Here is a 22,062-nt window from a genome sequence, read left to right as displayed (position 1 = left end):
CGGTGTTTTGTTATGAATCCCATTCACCGATTCGGCAAGCAGGCTATATTTAGCTATTTAGTCATCTGGTTTGTCGGCAGCCTGTGGATGATGGGTGTGCTAGGGAGTGGATCCTTTGAGCGTAAATGGATGGGCATCGATTTTGCCATCTATCATGAGTATGCCTGCTTTGGGTTCGCAGGTGCGCTTGGTGGTGCGTTGTACGGCTTACGCATGTTCCACGAGCATTATCAGGAGCTGACCACGCAGTGGATCTACTGGTACCTTATGCGGCCAATTCTTTGCTTCGGCTCCGCGATTATTACGATTATTCTTTTCGAAAGTGGCATCATGCTGCTAGAAGTCGGTGACTCCATGTCAGCGCGGATCAGCATCGCCTTTCTGACTGGTTACGGCTACGGGAAGTTCATGGAGAAGCTGCGTGACCTCACTTCGACCTTCTTTAACGGAAAGAATACGAATGGGACGAACGAGAATGGGAATGGCAACGGGAGCGATACGCCTACAAAGTAGAATCGAGAAAGAGCAAGAACCCAGCAAACAATTGGGTATGATCACTCCCTGGAAAGGTATTTTTCACGGTATTGTCCGGGTGTAATGCCCTCTTGCTTGCGAAAATAACGAATAAAATTCTGTGAATTGTTATAATGCAATCTTTCGGCAATCTCAGCAATCTTCAAATCTGTATCCACCAGCATCGACTTGGCCTGCTGCAAGCGGAAGCTCGATACATAATCGCTGAAATTGACCCCTACCTCCTTGCGGAATACCCCCCGGATATAATCCGGATGGTAGCCCAGCCTGGTTGCACATAGATCGAGCGATAAATCCGTCTCCGCCTCCTGATGAATCATCGTCAGCATCTGATCAGAGATTTTGGCATACTGGTATTTACGTTTCTTCTCGAATAGCTCCATCATCGGATAAATGAGTGTCTCCCGGAACCATTGCCCGATCTCATTGATCGTCTTTAATTGGTATAACTGATCAATCAGCGACTTCTCCCCGTCATACAATGACTTTATTGGTTCGCCTAAATTCTGCGCCATTCGAGTCAAATCCAGCAAAAATGCTGTCAGCGGTACAAAATATTCCCGATGCCCCACCTTTTCTTGAAAGATCTCTTTCAGATATCCCTCCAACAGTATATCCACCTGCGCGAAATCCGCAAGCTTCACAGCATCCAGCAGCTCCTGCTCAATTCGGTCAGGGAACCTGGACAAAATCGTCCCCTCCGGCTCCACATCAACGATATGAATGACAGAACCCGGCCCTGTACGAATCGTATATTTCAGCGCTTCCATCGCATCCTGATAGGCTATCTGAGCGGACTCGACCGTAGGGTAGAATCGGCTGATGCCCACGCTGACTCCTAATTCCAGAAATTGCTCCACCTTCTGCCTGATCTCAGCAGCCCAATCATTAATCCGCTTCTTATACGAATCCTCGGACAACCCTGTACTGCCAATGAGCGTAACCTGCGTATGATGAATGACCGCCGGCTTCAACCTTGCGAACGATGGTACGATTTCACCAACTATATTATTGATGGCAAACAGCAGCAGGTCTTTATCCATCTCCTCATATCGGGTGTCTTTCAGTGAATCGATCTGGACTGCCATGACGCATACATGCTTCCAAGCCTCCTTATCGGTAAACGCACCCAGCCTTTCCTTAATCTCCTGGGACTTCACTTCCCCTTGATAAAGCTTGATCATGAACAGCTCCTCCACCTGCCGCTGCTGTCCTTCGATAATGCCAGTTAAGCGGTGTTTGGTATGCAGCATCTCATGAACCTGACTACCGATATATTGAAGCTCGTCGCGATTGCGATCTACCGATTGCATCTGCCCCGGTTCCGCTTGAAGCGAGCGGTACAAACGGTTGATAGGGCTGTACATTTTCCTTGACCCCAGCCAGGAAAGCAGCATCGTGACGGCAAAAATGCTGATATAGACACGTAGGTCCAGCCATTGTAAGGGGACTTGCGAAAGGTTACACCGACATCAGCATTCTCATTCGAATGATAAGTACCTATTGCATCCGTTCCCTGCAAAAGAGGCTGCAGCTCACCAGCATGGCTGAAGTCCCTCCCAATAAGGTCCGAATTGCTGTGCGCAATCACTATCCCCTCCTCATTGAGGATCATCACTTCCCCAAGATCGCTATTGTTAGCCAACAGCTTGTTCATCTCTTGCTTTGAAATTTCATAATCATCAAACCCGAAGGCGTAAGCGAATGCAATGGCAGCTTCTTCACCAGATGTACCTGTTTCCCTGTTTCCCTGCTTCCGCAATCGTCCAGAAACTGGTCTTGCCATACTTAGCGTAATTTCTCACCATTTCTGTCTCTCCGAAGCTATCCAGTCTGAACACTTCGGTACTGTTGTTAATCGCCCAACCCGCGTTCAAGCTGACCAGTAGCACATCATAGATGCCTAACTCGAAGCTCTGAAGCTGATGCAACCCAAGCAACAAGCCATTGACTGTCTCGAACTGGTCCGGGGTTAGCGGCATATTCATGGCTGAACCTACCAAAGAGGAGCTAATAAATTGCACCGCTGATTTGTCCGCTGTCTTCAGAATCTGTTCCACCCTTTGCTGGGTTTGCTCCAGATTTAGCATGTTTCCCTTAGCCACTTTATCCTGAACGATCTCGGAGGATTTCTGATAGGACAACACCCCGAGTACAAGCACCGGGAGGGTTCCCAGTAGCATGCTGAACAGAAACAAACGAAGCAAAAATTTGGGTGGACGGATTCTCATGATGTGTCAAACCTCCATGGTTTCGAAATACGATGGAATTCACTGCCGTAAATCACAAACAGGATGAAATCCTTTTCCTTATTGTAGTCCAGCCATCCATATACAGCTAGCCAAACTCTCGTTATTTCTTGATCGCCATGTATTGCGCAGTGTATTCTTCAATGACTTTGTCTCCGCCGCCTTTGCGCCATTGCTCCACAGCCTGATTCCACCCCGCCTCGTCCATGTTGCCCATAATAAATTTGATCCTGGCATCCTGAATGATTTTGGTCAGCTCGGAACCTTTCTCGGCGAGTGTGACGGATTGGAACGACTCAGCCGGATTGGCAACAGCGATAGCCGCATTATCCTTGAACATTTGCTTATACTTCTTGACGATCGGCGCATCCTCTCCTGCTTTGGACAGAGCGCCATCATCGAATCGCAGCTGGTAAATCGCGTTGATGTCTGTTTCGTACGCTTTGCCATCCGTGCGCGTCGGTTTACCGTTCTCGACCTTGTAATGCTTACCTTCTACACCCCATTCAAACAGATTTTGTATCTTGTCATCGGCAAGTTTATTCATAAAGCCTAGTATATTTTTGAGATCATTCTCGGTTTTCACGCTTGTTTTGGGGAACATGTACACACCCACATATCCACCGTTAAACAGCATGAGTCTCTCACCCTTCGGCCCATTGATTCTGCTAACCACATCAAGAATGGCCTTCGGATTCGCTTTGGCAAGATCATTGAATCCTGCGTTCACATCGTCCAACGTACTGATAATAAGTCCAGCATTGCTTTGATTCATCGATTCCTGGCGCTTTGTGCCCGGCACAACGGCAAAGTCCTGGTTGATCAGCTTTTCGTCATACAGACGCTTATAGAACTTAAGCGCATCGACGTATTCTTTGGTCATAAAGTCAGGAACGATCTTGTCGTTTTGTAGCCCGTATAGGTTAGGACCGCCATACCAGCCGAGAATCGTTTGGAAACCATTCATGCCTCTTCCTTCATACATGCCGAACGTGTCATTCTTACCATTCTTGTCCGGGTCCTTCGTGCTGAACGCTTTAATGACATTATAGAAATCATCAATTGTCTTAGGCTCACTCAACCCTACCGCATCTAACCAATCCTTACGCAAAATAATTCCTTCACGTGCGACCGGACGGCTGCGGAAGATGCCATAGGTCTTGCCGTCGACAGCGATATTGTTCAGAACGAGCGGGTTCAGCTTGCTCAGATTCGGGTAATCCTTGAGATAAGGACCCACCTCCCAGAACATGCCGGACCTTACCGCGTTGACGATACTTTGGCTCTTGTTACTGGCAATCATCATAATCTGGGGAAGCTCTCCCGCCGCTATAGTTGCATTGATTTTGTCATTGTAAGCCGAATTCGGCACCCAGGTGATATCGAGCTTGGCCCCTGTATGCTCCTCAATGATTTTGATCGCTTCGTTATCCGATTTCGGCGGCTCAGCTGAGTAATACATGTTCATCATGGACAATTTAAGTGGTTCCTTCGGCTTCTCTGATCCCTGTGTCCCTTGAGGAGATGCGGAAGGATTTGCTGCTTTCTCTGTACCTTGGCTGCATCCCGCAATCAACCCTGCCGACAGTATAATAGCTCCAGTAACCCTCCAACCTTTTCCTTTTCGTCCATTCCATCCTGTCATTTCTGTGAGCCTCCCTTTACTTCCCTTATTTTAAATTAAAAGATAACCCATCCTGCGTCATCCCTTAACCGAACCCAATAAAACCCCTTTGGCGAAGTGCCTTTGCAAAAATGGATATACAATGAGAATCGGCAGTGTCGATACCGTAATGACTGCCATCTTAATCGATTGCGGAGGGATAACGAACGCTTCGTTCACTTGGCTGGAATCGCCAATTCCCCCTTCGGCCATAATGACGACCTGACGCAAGATAACTTGAATTGGCCACTTGGTCGTATCGTTGATATATAAAATCGCTGAGAAAAAAGAATTCCAGTGCCCCACCGCATAGAATAGCGAGAAGGTGGCAATTGCCGGCAGCGATAAAGGAAGCACGATTCTGAACAAAATGCCTACATCATTGCAACCGTCGATTTTGGCAGATTCCTCGATACCTTCGGGCAAGAAATTTTTCAAAATAATCAGATTGAAGGCGCTAATTGCCCCCGGAATCAGCAGAGACCACAAAGAATTCATTAAGCCCAGCATTTTGACCACAAGAAAAGTCGGAATCATTCCCCCGCTGAACAGCATGGAGAATATGACCATCAACATAACCGGCTTGCGCCAGAGCAGTTCCTTACGGGCCAGCGGATACGCCATCAGCACTGTAAAGAGCAGATTGATAAATGTCCCAGCCACGGTTATGAAAATTGTATTAAACAAACTACGGACAATCGTATTTGTTGAAAAAATATACGTGTACGCATCCAGTGAAAACTTGGTTGGGATCAGCATCATGCCTCGCTTGGCGAATTCCTCCGGTGACGCGAATGAACCCAGCACCATATATAGAAACGGAAGCACTGCCAGTGCAGCAAACAGAAGTAATAGCGTAATATTGGTAATGTCGAACAACCGTCCACCCCATGTGCGGTCTTTCATCGGCTCTCCCTCCTCCTGTTAATAAATTCCTTCATCTCCGGCCTTCTTGGCCAGCGCGTTCGTCGTCAGCACCAGAATCAAGCCAACCAACGACTCGAACAGCCCCACTGCCGTACTATAGCTGAATTGGGCCTGATTGATCCCAACGGAATACACATACGTATCGAAAACCTCTCCGACCTCCCGATTCATAGCATTGAGCATCAGGATGATCTGCTCGAATCCCGTACCCATGAAATGACCGAGCCTCAATATCAATAAGATCACAATCGTGCTGCGAATCGCCGGCAGCGTAATGTGCCATAACTGACGCCAGCGTCCGGCCCCGTCGATTGTGGCCGCTTCATACAACCCAGGGTCCACGCCCGCCAAGGCAGCAAGGAAGATAATCGTACCCCAGCCCGTTTCTTTCCAAATGACCTCGGTCATGATTAAAGTACGAAACCAATCTGCGCTGATCAGGAAATTCGCTTTCTCCCCACCCAATCTTACGATAGCCTCATTGACCACACCGCCCTCCACCGTAAAGAGCAGATAGAAAATACCGACTACCACCACCCATGAGAAGAAATGGGGAATATAGATCATCGTCTGTACGAATCGTTTCAGAAAATTCTTACGGACCTCATTAAGCATTAAAGCGATAACGATAGGCAACGGAAAGAAAAAGATCAGGTTATATATCGCTAGAATGACCGTATTACGAAACAACATCCAGAACGTCGGCTCATTGAAAAACCGAATAAAATGCTTCATCCCCACCCAGTCGCTATGCCAAAAGCCAAGAAAGGGCTGGTAATTCTGAAAGGCGATCAATACGCCCCACATCGGTAGGTATTTGAATAATAAAAAATAAATTATGCCTGGCAAAAGCATGAAATACAGCCATCGGTCCCGGAGAATGATCTTCCTGATGGGTTTCCTAGTTGGTTTAACACTATTTTGTTCACCCATGCGTTTGCTATATGTGGTTATTTCCATAGGGTCCTCCTCCATTGCCAGCGTTAAACCTCAAAGTTCAGCACACTGTTTCAATTGTTTCGACTATCGCACCATCGCTGAATCGAGTAGACGTTAATGCGATCTCCTGTCACGGTAAATTCATTTTTATTCAGATCGTAGTGCACGATAGCGACTTGATCTAGAGAGTTCAGCACTACCGCGAATTTCTTCGTGATGAGATAGCCTGCCACGATAAAGGAGCCTTGGTCAGGAATTTGAATCGGAGCAGCGTTGTGGATGCGATTTCTTTCGCTCAGTTCCATCATCTGTCTCATCTGCGCTTCCGACGCGTTCCCCCAATGCTCCCGCGTTCCTACCCCCTCTAACTCCAAGTAATGGACTCTTTCGTTGAAGCCGAGCTTGTGGATACGCTCCATATACATTCTTGCATGCTCTACAGGAACTCGAATATCCATATCACCATGGGCGATAAACAAGGGAGTGAGCAAATTGTCCGCAAGCGTTATGCCGCTCCTAGACATGTAAGCTTCCGGATCAATCTTCGGCGGGAAGCCGATCCACACATCCAATTCATCCTGGAATTCGCCAATTGTGTCATTTTCATACCACACCGCATAATCCGCAATCCCGCACATCGCCGTAGCTGCTGCAAAAAAATCCGGCAATTTGCCGACAATCGCATATGCGTTACCCCCTCCTCCGCTTCCTCCCTCAAAGTACACGACATCGGGATCGACGATGCATTCTTCATAATGCTTGCGCACATAATTCACGGCATCGATGACATCTAACAGCTCCCAACCGTTGCAGTCAGGATTACCTTCCGAGAAGGCTCTCCCCCTACCCCTCTCGCTGATAACCGTCTACAATCATTACCGAGCAAGTTAGGAGAAGTCAGATCAATAATCCTCACCGAGTTAGAGTAATCATTAGCGAAGGGGGCTGATGCCGCCATGCTGGGCGCAAATAGAAAAGGGACACCGCCATGAATCAGCGGTGTCCCTTTCTATTACGGTGCATCGAACGTATGCACCTTATTCCAGTTCACGCCACCGCTGCGGGTGGTGTACATGACACTCGGCTGCTCATGATCATTCGTGATGAGCCAGCCGCTATTCGCGTCTGCCATGCCCAGCAGCAGCTCGCCGTACCCTGTAAACGACTCCGTCCCGTTCACCCAGGTTTTGCCGCCGTCCTTCGTCCATCCGACGGAGTTCGGCTTGTCGCACGCCGGGCAGCTGCCGCCCATGAAGGCTACGTCGGTGTTCACGACGTAGAGTGGGCCGGGCTTCGAGCCCGTGTTCTTCGGCCCCGACGTATCCCCTACAGGGAAGCCTGGGGCCGGACCTCCACCAGCCGTACTGTTCACCAGCACGGTCTGCCAGGTCTTCCCTCCGTCCCGTGTGTGGAACAGCGAATACGATGTTTGGGTCATCCCCGACTCCCCTATCAGCTCGACCCACGCGTCATCCACACCTGCGGAGCGAATGACGGCGCCTGTTAGTGTCGCTACAGTTGGGCGCGACATGACGGTTTTCCAATTTTGCCCGCCATCTTGCGTCCGCAGTACTTCGATCGTGTCTTTCACTTGTCTAACAGCCCAGCCGTTCTTACTGTCATGATAGTAGACATCGCCTGTGATACCATCGGGTACAGGCAGCGTCTTCCATTTGACACCGCCATCGACAGTCTGGGCATTCCCACTGTAAGCCTCCTGTTTCGATACGAAGTGGAGAAACGCTTGGTTCGGAACGGTACCGACTGCCGACCAATGTGCACCGCCATCATGGGTGCTTAACAGTTTCGCCGCAGCTTCTTCCGTTGCCCAAGCATCCTGATCATTAAGGGCAAATAACTGCCCTATATCACCAGCCCCTGTATATTGCACCTTCCACTTCACACCGCCATCATCGGTACGAGCGATCCAGCCCTTGCCGCCAATCCACCCTTTTTCCGCATCAGCGAGCCTTACAGCCGTAACTCCCTGCAATCGTGTTGTTGATGTACCCTCGCTGCCTTTGGCAGGCACGGTCGGTGCCGCTGATCCAGGTGCAGCGAGGCTCGTTGTTGTCTCCGTTGTAGCCACCACACGGGGACTCGGTGAATCCGAAACGGTCACATTTCCACTTGTTTGTCCTGAAGATTTACACCCTGTTAAGGCCAGAGTGGTTATCGCCAACAGCAGCAGTGCCCTTTTTAACATAGGAATGTCTCCCTTCACTTGCCTGTGTAGTTGATATTTCATAGACGTTACCAGAGAGGGAAAAGTTGATCTCACATCCTTAACATCTTCCCCTGAATGCGAGAAATTAGGCATGACTCATCCATCTGTGGAATACAATCGTAAACAAGAAGGGGGACTTCGTTACGGAGAGGGAGGAGGATCTGTTGAAATTCATTTGGGGCAAAAAGGAACTGACCTTCATGATCATTCCGGGTGCCAACCGCCATACCGTAAGATTCAAGCTTCCGCACAGCTCACTGTATATTGTGCCTAGCGTGATCCTGCTTGTACTAATGGGATTCTTGGTAACCATCTACTTGATGAATACCCAATCTCATCAAACTCAAAACAGCATGCAGCAAGCTTTCGATGGACAAGAACGTCAGCTGGTTGATCAAATTACACATAAAACAAGTGAACTGGAGAAACTGCAAATTGATTTGATTGACCTGGCTCACCAGACCGATGAATTTAAGGTAAAGCTAGAGGAAATTAAAAAACTAGATCATGTGATCGAACTCATGAGTCAGCCAGAGGGCATAAACGGGACAAGCAAGAAGGTTTCGAGCATCCCGAGCACCAAGCCCGTGAACGGTGCGAATGTGGATGTTGGCGGCAGTGATGTTCCTGTCAGCATGGATGATGTATCTACCCTCGTAAGCGATACCAAGCAAGGGCTTTTTTCATTAGTTGGTGATATTAATGCGCTCCTCGTCAACCTCAACGAATCTGAAGCCAAAATTAAAGAAGCCGAGCGCCTGCGCAGCATTACACCCACGCTTTGGCCCATCACCTCGCATAGTATCACCTCAGGCTTCGGCATCCGCATCGATCCTTTTACATACAGGCCTTCTATGCATACCGGGTATGATATCGATGGTGAATACAACGACCCGGTGTTCGTTACTGCCGCAGGGAAAGTTGTTTCCGTGGGGTTCGATGGTGAGTTAGGCAATTACATCATTGTTGATCATTCCAGAGGCATTGAAACCGAATATATGCATTTGAATAAAATATTGGTAAAACGCGGAGAATCTGTAACAAAAGGTCAACAGATCGGTCTCGTTGGTTCCACTGGACGCAGCACGGGCTCCCATCTTCATTATGAGGTTCATAAAAATGGTGTACAGATTGATCCCAAACCCTATCTCATTTCAGATCGAAAGGATGAACGCAAATGATTGGAAGCTCGAAATTGAGACGAATCGATGCCAAAACAACGGATACGCTGATCGGAGGCAGTACGATCTGTGAAGGCAAAATTATGTCCGAAGCCAGTCTTCGCATTGAGGGGCAAATGAACGGTGACATTGAATGTGCCGGTGACATCACCATTGGTGAGAACGCTGTCGTACAATCGAATATCCACGCGCGCGATGTGATCGTTGCCGGTAAAGTGAAAGGCAATATCTATACGAAGGGTAAGCTGATAGTGACAAAGTCTGGCGTGTTGATTGGCAATATTGATGTTCGCTCCTTCATTATTGAAGAGGGCGGTATCTTCCAAGGCAGTAGTGCGATGAATGCCAATGGGGCTGCGGTGGCAGCACCAGCGGATAAAAGCAGTGGCGGCAAAGTCATCGATGCCAAGGCACATAAGCAGCAAAAAAATGAGCAACAAGCCGCTTCTGGTGGAAACTAGAGCCGCATTATATACAAAGAGCTCGTCTTCATCCGCCTGCGGCGGGTGTGACGAGCTCTTTACTCTTTCTCATTACCTTCATTTCCATTACTTCCCATCCTTCACTTCGGCCAGCATAGAGAGATCCACGAACGGGCTAAGATCCAGTTGCTCTGGCTTGATGCCCTTAATATATCTAGCACCGATCGATACCTTCGCCATCTCTTCCATCACCTTCACATCAACGTCAGTGGTCAACTTGAGGCGGCTGAGCGAGGCTTTAATCAAGCTTTTATCCATGCCTTTACCGCTGTATTGTTTCAGCTGGTTGTTAATTAGATCATAGGCTTGGTCAGGGCTGTTTTGAATGAATGCGATGCCGTCCATGTTGGCTTTAATGGCACCTTTCACCATGTCGCGATGGTGTTGGATGAACTTGTCGCTTGCCACCATAATCACAGTTGGATAGTCGCCATGGTTCGGCGGGATCGCCTGCCAATCAACGACGACTTTACCGAGCCCTGCTTTCTCGATCTGTGTTCCCCATGGCTCTGGGACTAAGGCTGCGTCGATTTCCTTCTGACGGAAAGAGATCAGCGTATCCGAAGGTGAACGGACAATGAGATGCGCGTTATCTACGCCTCTCCCTAGTGCAATGCCTGATTGCTGTAGGAGCAAACGCAGTGAGATTTCATTCGTATTCCCCTTGGCTGGGATTGCGATGGTTTTATCTCGTAAGTCTGCGGTCGTCTGAATGCCTGCGTCCGATCTCGCTACCAGCACGGCACCGCCGTTATTGGATCCGGAGACTACGCGGAAATTACCGCTTTTTAAGAAAAAAGTCGTCGCAGGCCCAGGACCTACAAAACCAACGTCAATATCCCCCGTCGCCATGGCAATAGACAGATCGGACCCATTATCGAAGGGTGTCACTTCTATCTTCACTTCATCGCCCCATTCGCGGGCAAAATAGCCTTTTTCCAGCGCGATGTAAGCGGCGGCGTGTGTGACATTTTTGAATACACCGACCCGAACAACCTGTGGTTTACCTGTCGCTGTCAGCTTTTCCTCGCATCCGCTAAGAAGTGTAACCGTGAGTAGAAGCAGTACGAGTACTTTGATGCGTTGCGCCATCCCGTTCACTCCCCTACGACTTGGAGCCAGCGAGGCCGTAGCGCTCTAGCACTTTATCTTCTAGTTTTTTGAAGCAAAAATGGTCTGAAACCGTACCGAGCACAGCGATAATAATAACGATACAGAGCATCAGTGAGGTGTCACCGAGATTCCGTCCATCCTGCAAAAGCTGTCCCAGCCCCGCTCCCTTGGCAATCAGCTCACCTGCCACAAGCGCTCGCCACGCGAAGGCCCATGCAGTACGCACACCATTGATTAAATGTGGAAAAGCGGCCGGAATCATGACTTGAATGAACAGATTAAACCCATTTCCCGTCCCCATGGTCTGAGCTGCGCGTAAATAGATCGGCGGGATATTCTTAATGCCCGTGCGGCTCGCCAAAGCCATTGTCCACGTAGCACCTAGCGTCGTAATGAAAATAACAGAAGATTCGTTAAGACCGAACCATATAATAGCAAAAGGCAGCCAAGCAATACTCGGAATCGTCTGCAACGAGACTACGAGGAAGCCCAGCGTGTCATCCAGTAAGCGGTAACGGGCAAATAGGAACCCTAACGTCATCCCTATCGCGAGGGAAAGAGCAAAGGAAATGAGCAACCGCAGCATACTAGCTCCCGCTGCTTGCAGCAGTTCGCCATGCGCGATACCGTCGTAGAACGCTTGCAGTGTCTGCGTAACGGAAGGGAACTTCCATCCCCAGTCGAAAATCCTAAATCCCGCCTCCCAAGCTATCAGCAGCAGTACCAGAAAAATCGTTCTTCTTAATGCTGTACTCATCGCCAGTCTCCTCTCTCACAACCTTCTCCAGCTCATCCGCCAACGCGTCCATAATCAACGCTTCCATATGGTGGAGCACAGAATCTGCGCTATCGCGAGGTCTCGCTGCCTTGACAGCGAACTCTTTCTTAATCGTGCCGGGACGTGTAGACATCACCAAAACCCGATCAGACAAGATGACCGCTTCGCGAATATTGTGGGTAATGAAGAGAATCGTTTTGCGCGTACGCATCCATATTTCTTCCAATTCTTTATGCAAAATAAGGCGGGTTTGCTCATCTAGCGCCGCAAAAGGCTCGTCCATCAGCAATATTTCTGGGTCCATCGCCAGCGCTCTAGCAATCGCCGCCCGCTGCTTCATCCCACCCGAAAGCTCGTGCGGATAGCGATCCGCAAAGCGGCTCAAGTGCACAGCTTTGATCTGTTCCATCGCCATCTCAAGGCGCTCTTTCTTCGCAATCCCCTTCTGCTTAAGGCCGAAGGCGACATTATCTAGGACCGTCAGCCAGGGGAACAGCCCATGCTCCTGAAACACGACGACGCGATCTGCGCCGGCTCCTGTCACCTTTTTACCATTGACCTGAATAATGCCTTCAGATTGTGTATCAAAGCCTGCGACAAGGTTTAGAACCGTCGACTTTCCGCAGCCTGAAGGGCCAAGCAGGGAGACGAACTCCCCTTTTTTTATCGTCAACGTGATGTCATCCAACGCCTTGTAGCTGCCGCCGATCCGTTGAACGAACGTCTTGCTGACTCCCTTAATCTCGATCAAGCTCTCTCATCCCCTACGTTTGTCGCATTAGAATAACATTTTCAAGCCTGCCAAGCCTAACCCAATGATGAATCCACAAATCGCCCCATTCACCCGAATCCATTGTAGATCGCTGCCGATCTTCTCTTCCATCAGAACGGTTAACTTCTCGTTGTCGAGTTTGTCTAGGTTTTCTTTCACTAGTTGGCCGATTTTACTATGGTTTTGTTCCACATAAGAGGCGATCTGCTCTTGAATCCAGTCTTCCCCCTTGTGCAGCATTTCGGGGTTTTCACGTATGGATAGGAGCATTTTACGAATGATCGGTACCACGTGCTGAGGGACAAAGTCCGGTTCATCGATGAAGGTTTCTGCCTTCTCTTTTAATTTGGTGAGCATATGTGTCAGCTTCTCGTCTAGGTCAAACAGTTCAGGAAGCTTGGATTTCAGTTTATCCAGCTCCGCATTTAGCTGTGGATTGCGCTCCAACTTATGCAGTTCGCTTCGGATAAAAGTAAGCACAGATTCCCGGCGCGGATGGTTTTTCGTGCGCATTTGGTCGATGTAACTCAGCACGAAATTCTGGATGATACCGCCGATTTTCTCCTCATTCACCATGCCGATGAAAGCATTCACAGCAAAAGCCATGAAACCATTGGACTGCAAGCCTTCAAACGCTTTGATCGCCATCGCGCCGAGTTGGTCACGTGTATCCGCTTTGAGCGCCCAAGCTGCCACTTTATCGAGGACAAAATCAAACGTTTTGCCGTCGTAGCCGCCGTTCTCAATGGTGTCCACAAGGGTGCGAACTAGTCGACTTGTATCTACGTCTTGAAGCGCTTTATGAATTTCCTCTGCGATAAGAGGAGTTAATTTCTCCAAATCAATGGCTTGTAACGCTTGCTTGGCTAACGCAGTAAGCCCTTTGTGCAGCGACGCATTGTCTAGTTGCTTATCTGCGAGTTCTAGACCTCGCTCCAAGAAACGAATTTGCTGCAAGCGCGCGCGAATCGTTTCTTTGGAGAGCAGCTCATTCTGCACGGTGGACACGAGTGCCTTCGTAATCTTCTCCCGATTGTTCGGCAGCAGCGCCGTGTGCGGGATGGGAATGCCCAGCGGATGACGGAACAAGGCGCTGACTGCGAACCAGTCGGCCAAACCACCGACTACCCCTGCCTCGAACCCGCCTTGCAGAAACGCACCCCATACCGTTGAAGATACCGGCAATGTGGCTAAAAATCCGGCGCCCATGACGCCAAGTGAAACCGTTGCTATATACTTAGCTTCTTTTTTCATCGTTGTAACATCTCTTTCCGCGTGAGGTTGATGATTCATTCTTTCTATTTTATCACATTTTGGAAGGAAAGGTGGGAGGGGTGTTGGCGGGCAGTATCCTGTGCGGTGGAAATGGCTCGCTCAGCTAACTAGTTAGGCTCATGTGACGTGACTCCCTGCGTGAGACGTCGATTATTGCTGCCTCAGTAGCGCATCTGCACACATCTCACTCTGAGACGTCGAAAATCGCTCGCTCGGGCAGCAAGTTGGGCTCAAATGACGTGATTCCCTGCGCGAGACGTCGATTATTGCTGCCTCAGTATCGCATCTGCACACATCTCACTCTGAGACGTCGAAATTCGCTGGCTCGGCCAACTAGTTAGGCTCATGTGACGTGGCCCACAGTGTGAGACGTTGATTATTGCTGCCTCAGTAGCTCATCTGCACACATCTCACTCTGAGACGTCGAAATTCGCTCGCTCGGCTAACTAGTTAGGCTCATGTGACGTGGCTCACAGTGTGAGACGTCGATTATTGCTGCCTCAGTAGCGCATCTGCACACATCTCACTCTGAGACGTCGAAAATCGCTCGCTCGGCTTACTAGTTAGGCTCAAATGACGTGGCTCCTTGCGCGAGACGTCGATTATTGCGGGCTCAGTAGCTCATCTGCACACATCTCACTCTGAGACGTCGAAATTCGCTCGCTCGGTTAACTAGTTAGGCTCATGTGACGTGGCCCACAGTGTGAGACGTCGATTATTGCTGCCTCAGTAGCGCATCTGCAACCATCTCACTCTGAGACGTCGAAATTCGCTCGCTCGGTTAACTAGTTAGGCTCAAATGACGTGATTCCCTGCGCGAGACGTCGATTATTACTGGCTCAGTAGCTCATCTGCAACCATCTCACTCTGAGACGTCGAAAATCGCTCGCTCGGCTTACTAGTTAGGCTCAAATGACGTGGCTCCTTGCACGAGACGTCGATTATTGCGGGCTCAGTAGCTCATCTGCACACATCTCACTCTGAGACGTCGAAATTCGCTCGCTCGGTTAACTAGTTAGGCTCATGTGACGTGGCCCACAGTGTGAGACGTCGATTATTGTTAGCTCAGCTAATCTGTACACGACTAAGAAAAAAAGAGCCACCGAGTGGCTCTTTCTTATAATTGTTATCGCTCGCCTTCCCACTCTGCATAAAATTGCTGCAGATAGAGCTCCATAAAGCGATGCCGCTCCTCCGCGAGTTGCCTCGCGTAGGCCGTATTCATAAGCTCCTTCAACTTGAGGAGCTTCTCGTAAAAGTGATTAATCGCGGTGTCATTGCCCCCGCGATACTCCGCCTCCGTCATCTGCTCGCGCGCGATGACGGAAGGATCATGAATCGGGCGGCCTTTCCAGCCCGAATAGGCAAACACGCGCGAGATACCCACCGCGCCAATGGCATCCAACCGGTCGGCATCCTGCACGACCTGGCCCTCCAGCGTGCGCATCGGCGGCCGCGCGCCGCCCTTAAACGACATCGTGCTGATGATCTCCAGCACGTGCTCTACCTGCGCCGCCGGCGTGCCACTGGCGGCGAGCCAAGCCTCCAGCTCGCGCTGCGCCGCAGCTGGATCGGCGTTCAGCTTCTCGTCGACGACGTCGTGAAGCAACGCCGCAAGCTCGCAGACGAAGCGATCAGCGCCCTCTTGGGCGGCGATGCGTTTCGTCGTTTGTACCACGCGATATATGTGCCACCAATCGTGGCCGCTGCTATCGCGCTCTAGCTTTTCCTTCACGAGCGCCTCCGCCGCGAGTAGTATCCTCTTTTGACCTTCCACAAGCTCTTGTTCCATCATTTCTTCTTCTTCCTCTTTCCTTGTTCCAGCTTCTCAGGACTATCTTCTCTAGCCTCATCACTCATAATCTTTCCGCTAGATACACCCTCATCGAGTCTACCAAGCTCCGCAGCAGTCTCACTCCCAGAATGAAGCTTAAGTGCAATCAATTTGCCCTCTTCCATTTTCTTCGGTTCAGGCACTTTGCCATCAATTTGTTTCTGTATGATTTTTTTGAAATTTTTTCCGTATTTATCCTCTAGCTTCGTCCCCATATCCTGCTGAAGCTCTTGAAACACGACACTACTGCAAAAATGATTATACAGCATTTCCACCATAGCTGGATGCTCGGTTAGCATAGCCACCGTCGGATCTTCCACACCACGCGTGCCAACGATCGCCAGTTTGCGATCAATAAGCAGCGCGAATTTACGTCCCTGCTGACCCTTCAGACCTTCAACTCGTTTTCGGGCAAAAGGGTAGAAACCAGCTCCCGCTTCGCGTGTCGGCATAACAATTACACGTACGCCTTGCGTAGCAGCTTCGCGAATGTCATCCTTCAGCAGCTTGGCTTCCTCTGGCGACAAGTCACAAAAGGCCTCTTCCTTCGCTCTCCTCAATTCCGAGCGGATTCGCTCGATAACCTTGGTTTCACCTTCCAAGCTGAAGTACTCGGAACGATGCGCCTCTTGCTTAGGCAGGTGCTCTTTCACGTAGCGGATAGAGGCTTGCAGCTCCGCTTCCATTCGCTCGCCGATTTCCTCGATCGGCACACTTTGATACACAGTGGGTTCACCATGACTTGTGAGCACTGCGCCTTTTTCTGCGAGCTTTTGTAAAGCTGCGTATACGTTTGAACGCGATACGCCAAGCCCCTTGGCAATTTCGTAGCCAGTTTGCGTACCATTCACGGCAAGCACGTGCAGACACTTAGCTTCCAGATCCGTGAAGCCAAGGTTTCTCAAATGCTGTAGAACATTCTCCATGGCGCAGTCCCCCTCATATCCCTATTGTAGCACGATGATTGCCTAGTCGTACTGCTTCACAGTACGTAGATACTAAAATTTTATATTGACAATGATAATCATTATCATCTAATATGATGGAAGTTAATGGGTTGCTAAAAACCAATAGGAGGTCCACCATGTCCAAAATCATTATCGTCTACGCAAGCATGTCTGGAAATACGGAAGAACTAGCCGAGGCTATTGCTGCTGGCATTCAAGAAGCTGGTATCGAGCCTGTTCTCAAAAACGTGATGGATACCAATGCTAGTGAGCTCGAGAAGTATGAAGGTGTTCTGCTTGGTGCTTATACATGGGGAGACGGCGATCTGCCTGATGAATTCGAAGATTTCTATGATGACATGGATGATATTAATCTAGACGGCCGCAAGTTCGGCGTATTCGGCTCAGCTGATTCCTCTTACACGTATTTTGGTAAAGCAGTGGATACACTTGAAGAGAAATTAGCCGAAATTGGTGGAGAAAAAGTATTTGATGGCTTCAAAGTTGAGCTTAATCCGAGCAAGGATGAGAAACAACAATGCCACGAACTCGGTCTCAAATTCGCAACTGCTCTGGGCGTTTCAGCCTAAATAAGAAAAGGCCGGATAGCAGCCCTGCGGCCACGATCCGGTCCTCTTCTTACAGCGTTTCAACTTCGGCGATTTCGATATAGGCCATGCTTTTCATTTCATCGAACACTTCGGAAGCATATTTGCGATCCACATACACGATAAAATTGAGCTCTTGCAGCTCCTGGCTCAACTCTTTGATATGAACACTTTTCATTTTGTACCCTTTGCCAATGATCTCTTTGATAATCGCTGTTAAGTTCCCATCATGGGATACGATAAGTCGTACACGCAGATCTTTCATGATCAGAGGTCTTGGCCCCAATTTTTTAATAAAATAAGGCAATACGATTACGCTAATGAGAATAAGCACAAGTCCGAAAAAGGCTTCAATGTAGAACCCCGCCCCAACAGCAATACCAAGCCCCGCAGCGCCCCAAATCATCGCAGCTGTCGTCAGTCCAATAATGACATCATTGTGCTTGCGCAGAATAACACCAGCTCCGAGAAAACCGATTCCGCTGACCACCTGCGCCGCTAGCCGCATGGGGTCCATCACATGCAAACCAGCAACTGCGTACTTGTTGGCCGATTCAATGGACACGATTGTCAGTAAGCAGCTGCTTAAACAAATGACAAGTGATGTTTTGAGTCCGAGCGGTTTATTTCTAATTTCCCGTTCCAATCCAATAATTAATCCAAAAATGGCTGAAATCCCTAGTTTCATTAAAATATGTAGATCTACCGTAAATTCCATCATCGCCTGCTCCTCTTGTTAAGTAACCTTTACAATATCTTAACAAAGTAGGGAAGTAAATAACCAATTGCAAATTAGAAATATGTTTATGCCGACAACCAAAAAGCCTGAGACGAGTTTGTTCACTCTCCCAAGCTTAGCTAGTTAGATTCGGAAACGATAACCCGCTCCCCAAATTGTTTCAATATATTGTGGATTCGAGGGATCCTGCTCCACTTTCTCTCGAAGCTTACGGATATGTACGGTTACTGTGGCAATCTCCCCCATCGCGTCCATACCCCATAACAGATCGAATAATTGCTCTTTGCTATACACCCGATTCGGATTCATCGCCAGATGGGTCAGCAGGTCAAATTCTTTGGTCGTAAACATAACTTCCTTATCATTCACGAACACGCGTCGCGCTGTTTTATCAATCATCAAACCACGAATACGAACCTCATCGTTCTTCGACTCGCGTTTCCCCATCAGCCGTTCATAACGAGCCAAATGGGCTTTCACTCTAGCCACCAGCTCACTTGGGCTAAATGGCTTGATCATGTAATCGTCGGCGCCAAGACCGAGGCCGCGTATCTTGTCGATGTCTTCTTTTTTGGCAGAAACCATGACGATGGGAATGTCCTTCACGCTGCGAATGCGCCGGCAAATTTCAAAGCCATCCATAATCGGGAGCATCAGATCGAGAATCACCAGATCATAGTCAAACGTTAGTGCCCGCTCAAGTCCACGCTCACCACTAGTCTCAATATCAACCTCATACCCGCTAATTTCCAAATAATCACGTTCGAGCTCGGCAATGCTTTGTTCATCTTCTACGATTAAAATCCGACTCATGCTTCGCTTCCCTTCCCTTGATGGCGTGGTAAGGCCATAAACACCGTGGTGCCCTGCCCAACCACACTAGTTGCCCCAATTCGCCCGCCATGTTCTTCGATAATCTGCTTCGCAATAGCGAGTCCTAACCCGCTGCCTCCGGTTGCCGTATTGCGCGAAGGATCTGCGCGGTAGAACCGGTCGAATATATGCGGAAGCGCCTCCTCTGAGATGCCCTGGCCATTATCCTTGATTTGAATGACGGCGAAATCCCCCTGTTGCTGCACACTTAATGTAATCTGGCAGTTGCCTTCTTCGCTGTATTTTATTGCATTTTCTATTATATTGAGGAGCACACGTCTCAGCTTATCGCGATCAGCTGTAACCAATATCGGCTCTTGTGGGAGATCGGTAAGTGTAAACTGAACTCCTTTTTTCTCCATATCAAATTGTAATTCCTGCGCACAATCCTGCACGTAAAGTCCAAGATCGACGGTTTCGAATTGAAACGGAACTTTACCCAAATCCAGCTTGGAAAATAGAAACAGCTCATCAATGAGTCGATCCATATCCGCCGCTTTGTTATAGATGGTTCGAACATATTTATCCAGCTTATCTGGTGAATTCGAAACGCCATCCATGATGCCTTCGACATACCCTTTGATTGCGGTGACCGGCGTTTTTAAATCATGGGAAATATTCGAAATGAGCTCCTTGCGATTCTCCTCATATTGGAGCTGAAGTTCTACTGATTTTTTGAGTTTACGGCGCATTTCTTCAAATGCAATGCTAAGTTCGCCAAGCTCGTCTTTGCCCTGTGGAACAATCTCAAAGTCTAGATTCCCTTCTTTGATTTCCTCAGTCGCCTTTTTGAGTGCTCGTAGTGGTCGAATAATGCTGCGTGAAACAAAATAAGTCAGCACGCCATTGGTAACAATCAAGATGATGATAAAGGTTAAGAAAACCGTTTTTGAGAATTGGAGCAAATATTTCTGAAAAGGACCGCCATCTAGAAATACGAATACCGTTCCTTTACTTTGATCCGAAAACAAGAAATCCTGCTGTCTAGTTATCCACAGGGAACCTTGATTTCGTTGGAATTTCCCCGGTGGTGTACCGTAAAGTGGGAGCAGCGAGGTGTCACCGGCTTCTTTGTCTTTCAAATAAGAAGATACATACGTAATCGATTGATCCTTTCGAATGATCAGTCCCATATTAATTTTGTGAAAGCGCTCGTTCAAGTCCTTCACAAACTCTTCTTGTAGAAAGGCATCAGGCTCCGTTTCAATTTTGGCCTTGATATAAGCGACATTTTCCGCTTCCTGATCAATAACACGCTTAATCGGGTTGCCGTGCTGAGAGAAGTCCACTTCAAAACCTGATTTCAGGCTCCCGAAAGTGGCGATGCTGATTAGGATAACGGCTAGCCCGAAAAGCACAAGCGGTACAAGCAGCATGGCTATATAGGACAAGACTAGCCGAAAGCGAATCGACATCGGGTTCAGAGCTCCTTTTTATCAAACAAATAATAACCAGCTGTAAAAAATAGTATACTGCACGCTATCAAAAACATAAAGATCGAAAGGATCTTGCTCCCCACAATCGAACCGCCAACCCATAGCATATGCCAATCCATGTAAGCTGTCGGGGAGTAAGTTGCAATCTGCGGCAAAAAGAAGGCTGCAACCTTAAAAGCCAGATACACGAGGATGCTCACCGTTAACGCAGAGCTGCTGCTTGAGAAAAACTGTGCCAGACAGACCGCTGCAACACTCAAGACTAGCAGAGGTACGAAGGCCGCGCCATAAGCAAGAAGCCAATTGGAGAGGGTCCCGATGCCTCCGAAATGCTGAAAAAATAGGGCCGCAATCACGGATGCCACAAGAGCTACTATTAAATAGAGCGCAATGTAAATGGCGAGTGCCAACTGCTTGGAAGCAAACACTTTGAATCTGGAAAGTGGGCGGGTCAGAATATTTTTCATCGTACGATCACCCATTTCACCAGAAAACACATCCGCAGCTCCCATGAATACGAATAAAGGCAAGAAAATCGTCGTGAATAAGCCCAGCATCACAATGGGAAAATCCTTCGCAGCGATCGCGCCGATACCGATGCCCTGCTGAAATCTCGAGAGCAAGATACCTGCTAGAATAGGCAGCAGCAAGGTTACGGCTAGGAAGAAGATGGTTTTCTTCTTGTAGGCGAGTTTCAGCGTCTCATTCCAGACGTTAGCTGTTAGTATGCTAGGCATGCGCGGCTAGCCCCCTGACTTCTTGAATTTCCCGCAGGTAGGCGGCTTCCAATGAGGGGCTGCCTTTGAGCAAATCGGAGACTAATCCCTCACGGATAAGCTTTCCTTGATGGATAATGCCAATCCGATTACACATTAACTCCATTTCGTGGATGAGATGAGAAGAGATTAGAAACGTTATCCGTTCCTCTCGCGCTAACCGTAGGATGATTTCACGAATGTGAACCATGCCCTCAATATCCAGACCATTCGTAGGCTCATCGAGAATGAGCAGCTCCGGCTTAGCAAGCATCGCGGCCGCTAGTCCCAGCCTTTGCTTCATGCCAAGTGAGTAACCCGCTACTTTTTCATGCTGAAAAGGAGTGAGATCTACAATCTCCAGCACTTCATCCACACGCTGCTTGCTCACCTCTGGGTACAATCGCGCTGCTTGCTCCAGATTTCTTCTGCCGCTCATGTAGGTGTAAGCTTCTGCTGTTTCGATCAATACGCCGACCTTCGCCATCGCTTGCTCATACTGTGTTTTCACATTGTAGCCGAAAAGCTTCACCTCGCCTTGCTGTGCTTGAGAAAGGCCTGTCATGATCTTCATGACGGTTGTTTTTCCCGCTCCGTTTGGCCCAAAAAAGCCATAAATATCGCCGCGTTGCACGGTCATATTAACCGCATGGATGCCGCGCAGGTTACTAAAAATCTTCGTTACTTGGCTCATCTCAACGATGTGTTTCACACGGCCTCCGCCTTTCAA

At 48.8% G+C, this 22,062-nt stretch carries 23 protein-coding genes; 4 read left to right on the top strand and 19 right to left on the bottom strand.

All coding sequences use genetic code 11. From position 1 onward, the window contains the following. Window positions 1-12: 12 nt before the first annotated feature. Complete coding sequence (locus tag J2736_RS16510) at window positions 13-513, top strand: hypothetical protein (RefSeq protein ID WP_310499698.1); 501 nt, start codon at window positions 13-15, stop codon at window positions 511-513. Window positions 514-554: 41 nt separating this feature from the next. Here J2736_RS16510 and J2736_RS16505 read toward each other — a convergent pair whose 3' ends face one another. The 8 genes from J2736_RS16505 to J2736_RS16470 all read right to left on the bottom strand — a co-directional run bounded on the left by J2736_RS16505 (window position 555) and on the right by J2736_RS16470 (window position 8,518). Continuing rightward, entirely contained in the window at window positions 555-1,901 is a 1,347-nt protein-coding gene (locus J2736_RS16505; protein WP_310499697.1) for a helix-turn-helix domain-containing protein, read from the bottom strand. Continuing rightward, a complete protein-coding gene (locus J2736_RS16500) occupies window positions 1,835-2,320 on the bottom strand; it encodes a PDC sensor domain-containing protein (protein ID WP_310499696.1) in 486 nt (161 codons plus the stop codon). Before J2736_RS16500 ends, J2736_RS16505 begins: the two co-directional genes overlap by 67 nt. Further along, window positions 2,256-2,765, bottom strand: a complete 510-nt coding sequence (locus J2736_RS16495; RefSeq protein ID WP_310499695.1) for a hypothetical protein — start codon at window positions 2,763-2,765, stop codon at window positions 2,256-2,258. The genes J2736_RS16500 and J2736_RS16495 overlap by 65 nt, the downstream gene beginning before the upstream one ends. 121 nt (window positions 2,766-2,886) lie before the next feature. Continuing rightward, the gene (locus tag J2736_RS16490; protein WP_310499694.1) at window positions 2,887-4,428 is read right to left on the bottom strand and encodes an extracellular solute-binding protein; all 1,542 of its coding nucleotides are present in this window, start codon (window positions 4,426-4,428) and stop codon (window positions 2,887-2,889) included. 57 nt (window positions 4,429-4,485) lie between these two features. After that, the gene (locus J2736_RS16485) at window positions 4,486-5,352 is read right to left on the bottom strand and encodes a carbohydrate ABC transporter permease (RefSeq protein WP_310499693.1); all 867 of its coding nucleotides are present in this window, start codon (window positions 5,350-5,352) and stop codon (window positions 4,486-4,488) included. Window positions 5,353-5,370: 18 nt separating this feature from the next. Further along, window positions 5,371-6,306, bottom strand: coding sequence for an ABC transporter permease (locus tag J2736_RS16480; protein WP_310499857.1), 936 nt, complete (start codon window positions 6,304-6,306; stop codon window positions 5,371-5,373). 77 nt (window positions 6,307-6,383) lie between these two features. Further along, entirely contained in the window at window positions 6,384-7,172 is a 789-nt protein-coding gene (locus tag J2736_RS16475; RefSeq protein ID WP_310499856.1) for an alpha/beta hydrolase family protein, read from the bottom strand. Window positions 7,173-7,324: 152 nt separating this feature from the next. Beyond that, window positions 7,325-8,518, bottom strand: a complete 1,194-nt coding sequence (locus tag J2736_RS16470) for a beta propeller repeat protein (RefSeq protein ID WP_310499692.1) — start codon at window positions 8,516-8,518, stop codon at window positions 7,325-7,327. 185 nt (window positions 8,519-8,703) lie between these two features. Between J2736_RS16470 and J2736_RS16465 the strand changes: the two genes are divergently transcribed. Together J2736_RS16465 and J2736_RS16460 are read left to right on the top strand one after the other, a co-directional pair. Continuing rightward, window positions 8,704-9,720: a M23 family metallopeptidase gene (locus J2736_RS16465; RefSeq protein ID WP_310499691.1), complete on the top strand. Its 1,017-nt coding sequence runs from the start codon at window positions 8,704-8,706 to the stop codon at window positions 9,718-9,720. Then, the gene (locus J2736_RS16460; RefSeq protein ID WP_310499690.1) at window positions 9,717-10,181 is read left to right on the top strand and encodes a bactofilin family protein; all 465 of its coding nucleotides are present in this window, start codon (window positions 9,717-9,719) and stop codon (window positions 10,179-10,181) included. Before J2736_RS16465 ends, J2736_RS16460 begins: the two co-directional genes overlap by 4 nt. An 87-nt stretch (window positions 10,182-10,268) precedes the next feature. Here the strand turns inward: J2736_RS16460 and J2736_RS16455 are convergent, their stop codons facing one another. The 6 genes from J2736_RS16455 to J2736_RS16430 form a co-directional block, all read right to left on the bottom strand. Beyond that, window positions 10,269-11,294 carry an ABC transporter substrate-binding protein gene (locus tag J2736_RS16455; RefSeq protein ID WP_310499689.1) on the bottom strand — a complete coding sequence of 342 codons (1,026 nt, stop codon included), beginning with the start codon at window positions 11,292-11,294 and terminating at the stop codon, window positions 10,269-10,271. Between the two features lie 13 nt (window positions 11,295-11,307). Continuing rightward, window positions 11,308-12,072 (bottom strand): ABC transporter permease, encoded by a 765-nt coding sequence (locus tag J2736_RS16450; protein WP_310499688.1) that lies wholly within the window; start codon window positions 12,070-12,072, stop codon window positions 11,308-11,310. After that, complete coding sequence (locus J2736_RS16445) at window positions 12,005-12,844, bottom strand: ABC transporter ATP-binding protein (RefSeq protein ID WP_310499687.1); 840 nt, start codon at window positions 12,842-12,844, stop codon at window positions 12,005-12,007. Before J2736_RS16445 ends, J2736_RS16450 begins: the two co-directional genes overlap by 68 nt. Window positions 12,845-12,871: 27 nt before the next feature. Beyond that, entirely contained in the window at window positions 12,872-14,119 is a 1,248-nt protein-coding gene (locus J2736_RS16440; protein WP_310499686.1) for a DUF445 domain-containing protein, read from the bottom strand. Between the two features lie 1,147 nt (window positions 14,120-15,266). Next, the gene (locus J2736_RS16435) at window positions 15,267-15,935 is read right to left on the bottom strand and encodes an HD domain-containing protein (RefSeq protein ID WP_310499685.1); all 669 of its coding nucleotides are present in this window, start codon (window positions 15,933-15,935) and stop codon (window positions 15,267-15,269) included. Continuing rightward, a complete protein-coding gene (locus J2736_RS16430; RefSeq protein ID WP_310499684.1) occupies window positions 15,932-16,900 on the bottom strand; it encodes a TrmB family transcriptional regulator in 969 nt (322 codons plus the stop codon). The genes J2736_RS16435 and J2736_RS16430 overlap by 4 nt, the downstream gene beginning before the upstream one ends. A gap of 158 nt (window positions 16,901-17,058) precedes the next feature. On the opposite strand from J2736_RS16430, the gene J2736_RS16425 reads away from it, so the two are divergent. Further along, a complete protein-coding gene (locus J2736_RS16425) occupies window positions 17,059-17,511 on the top strand; it encodes a flavodoxin (RefSeq protein ID WP_310499683.1) in 453 nt (150 codons plus the stop codon). A 49-nt stretch (window positions 17,512-17,560) separates the two neighbouring features. Here J2736_RS16425 and J2736_RS16420 read toward each other — a convergent pair whose 3' ends face one another. The 5 genes from J2736_RS16420 to J2736_RS16400 all read right to left on the bottom strand — a co-directional run bounded on the left by J2736_RS16420 (window position 17,561) and on the right by J2736_RS16400 (window position 22,044). After that, complete coding sequence (locus J2736_RS16420; RefSeq protein ID WP_310499855.1) at window positions 17,561-18,247, bottom strand: MgtC/SapB family protein; 687 nt, start codon at window positions 18,245-18,247, stop codon at window positions 17,561-17,563. A gap of 144 nt (window positions 18,248-18,391) precedes the next feature. Next, complete coding sequence (locus J2736_RS16415) at window positions 18,392-19,081, bottom strand: response regulator transcription factor (protein WP_310499682.1); 690 nt, start codon at window positions 19,079-19,081, stop codon at window positions 18,392-18,394. After that, window positions 19,078-20,556 (bottom strand): sensor histidine kinase, encoded by a 1,479-nt coding sequence (locus tag J2736_RS16410; protein WP_310499681.1) that lies wholly within the window; start codon window positions 20,554-20,556, stop codon window positions 19,078-19,080. Before J2736_RS16410 ends, J2736_RS16415 begins: the two co-directional genes overlap by 4 nt. Before the next feature lie 5 nt (window positions 20,557-20,561). Then, entirely contained in the window at window positions 20,562-21,314 is a 753-nt protein-coding gene (locus J2736_RS16405) for an ABC transporter permease (protein WP_310499680.1), read from the bottom strand. Continuing rightward, a complete protein-coding gene (locus J2736_RS16400) occupies window positions 21,307-22,044 on the bottom strand; it encodes an ABC transporter ATP-binding protein (RefSeq protein ID WP_310499679.1) in 738 nt (245 codons plus the stop codon). Before J2736_RS16400 ends, J2736_RS16405 begins: the two co-directional genes overlap by 8 nt. Window positions 22,045-22,062 lie beyond the last annotated feature (18 nt).

Origin of the sequence: Paenibacillus qinlingensis (genome assembly GCF_031455095.1) — a bacterium.
Taxonomy (GTDB): domain Bacteria; phylum Bacillota; class Bacilli; order Paenibacillales; family NBRC-103111; genus Paenibacillus_E; species Paenibacillus_E qinlingensis_A.
Note: the sequence above shows the minus strand (reverse complement) of the source record. Positions and strands in the feature narration are given on the sequence as shown.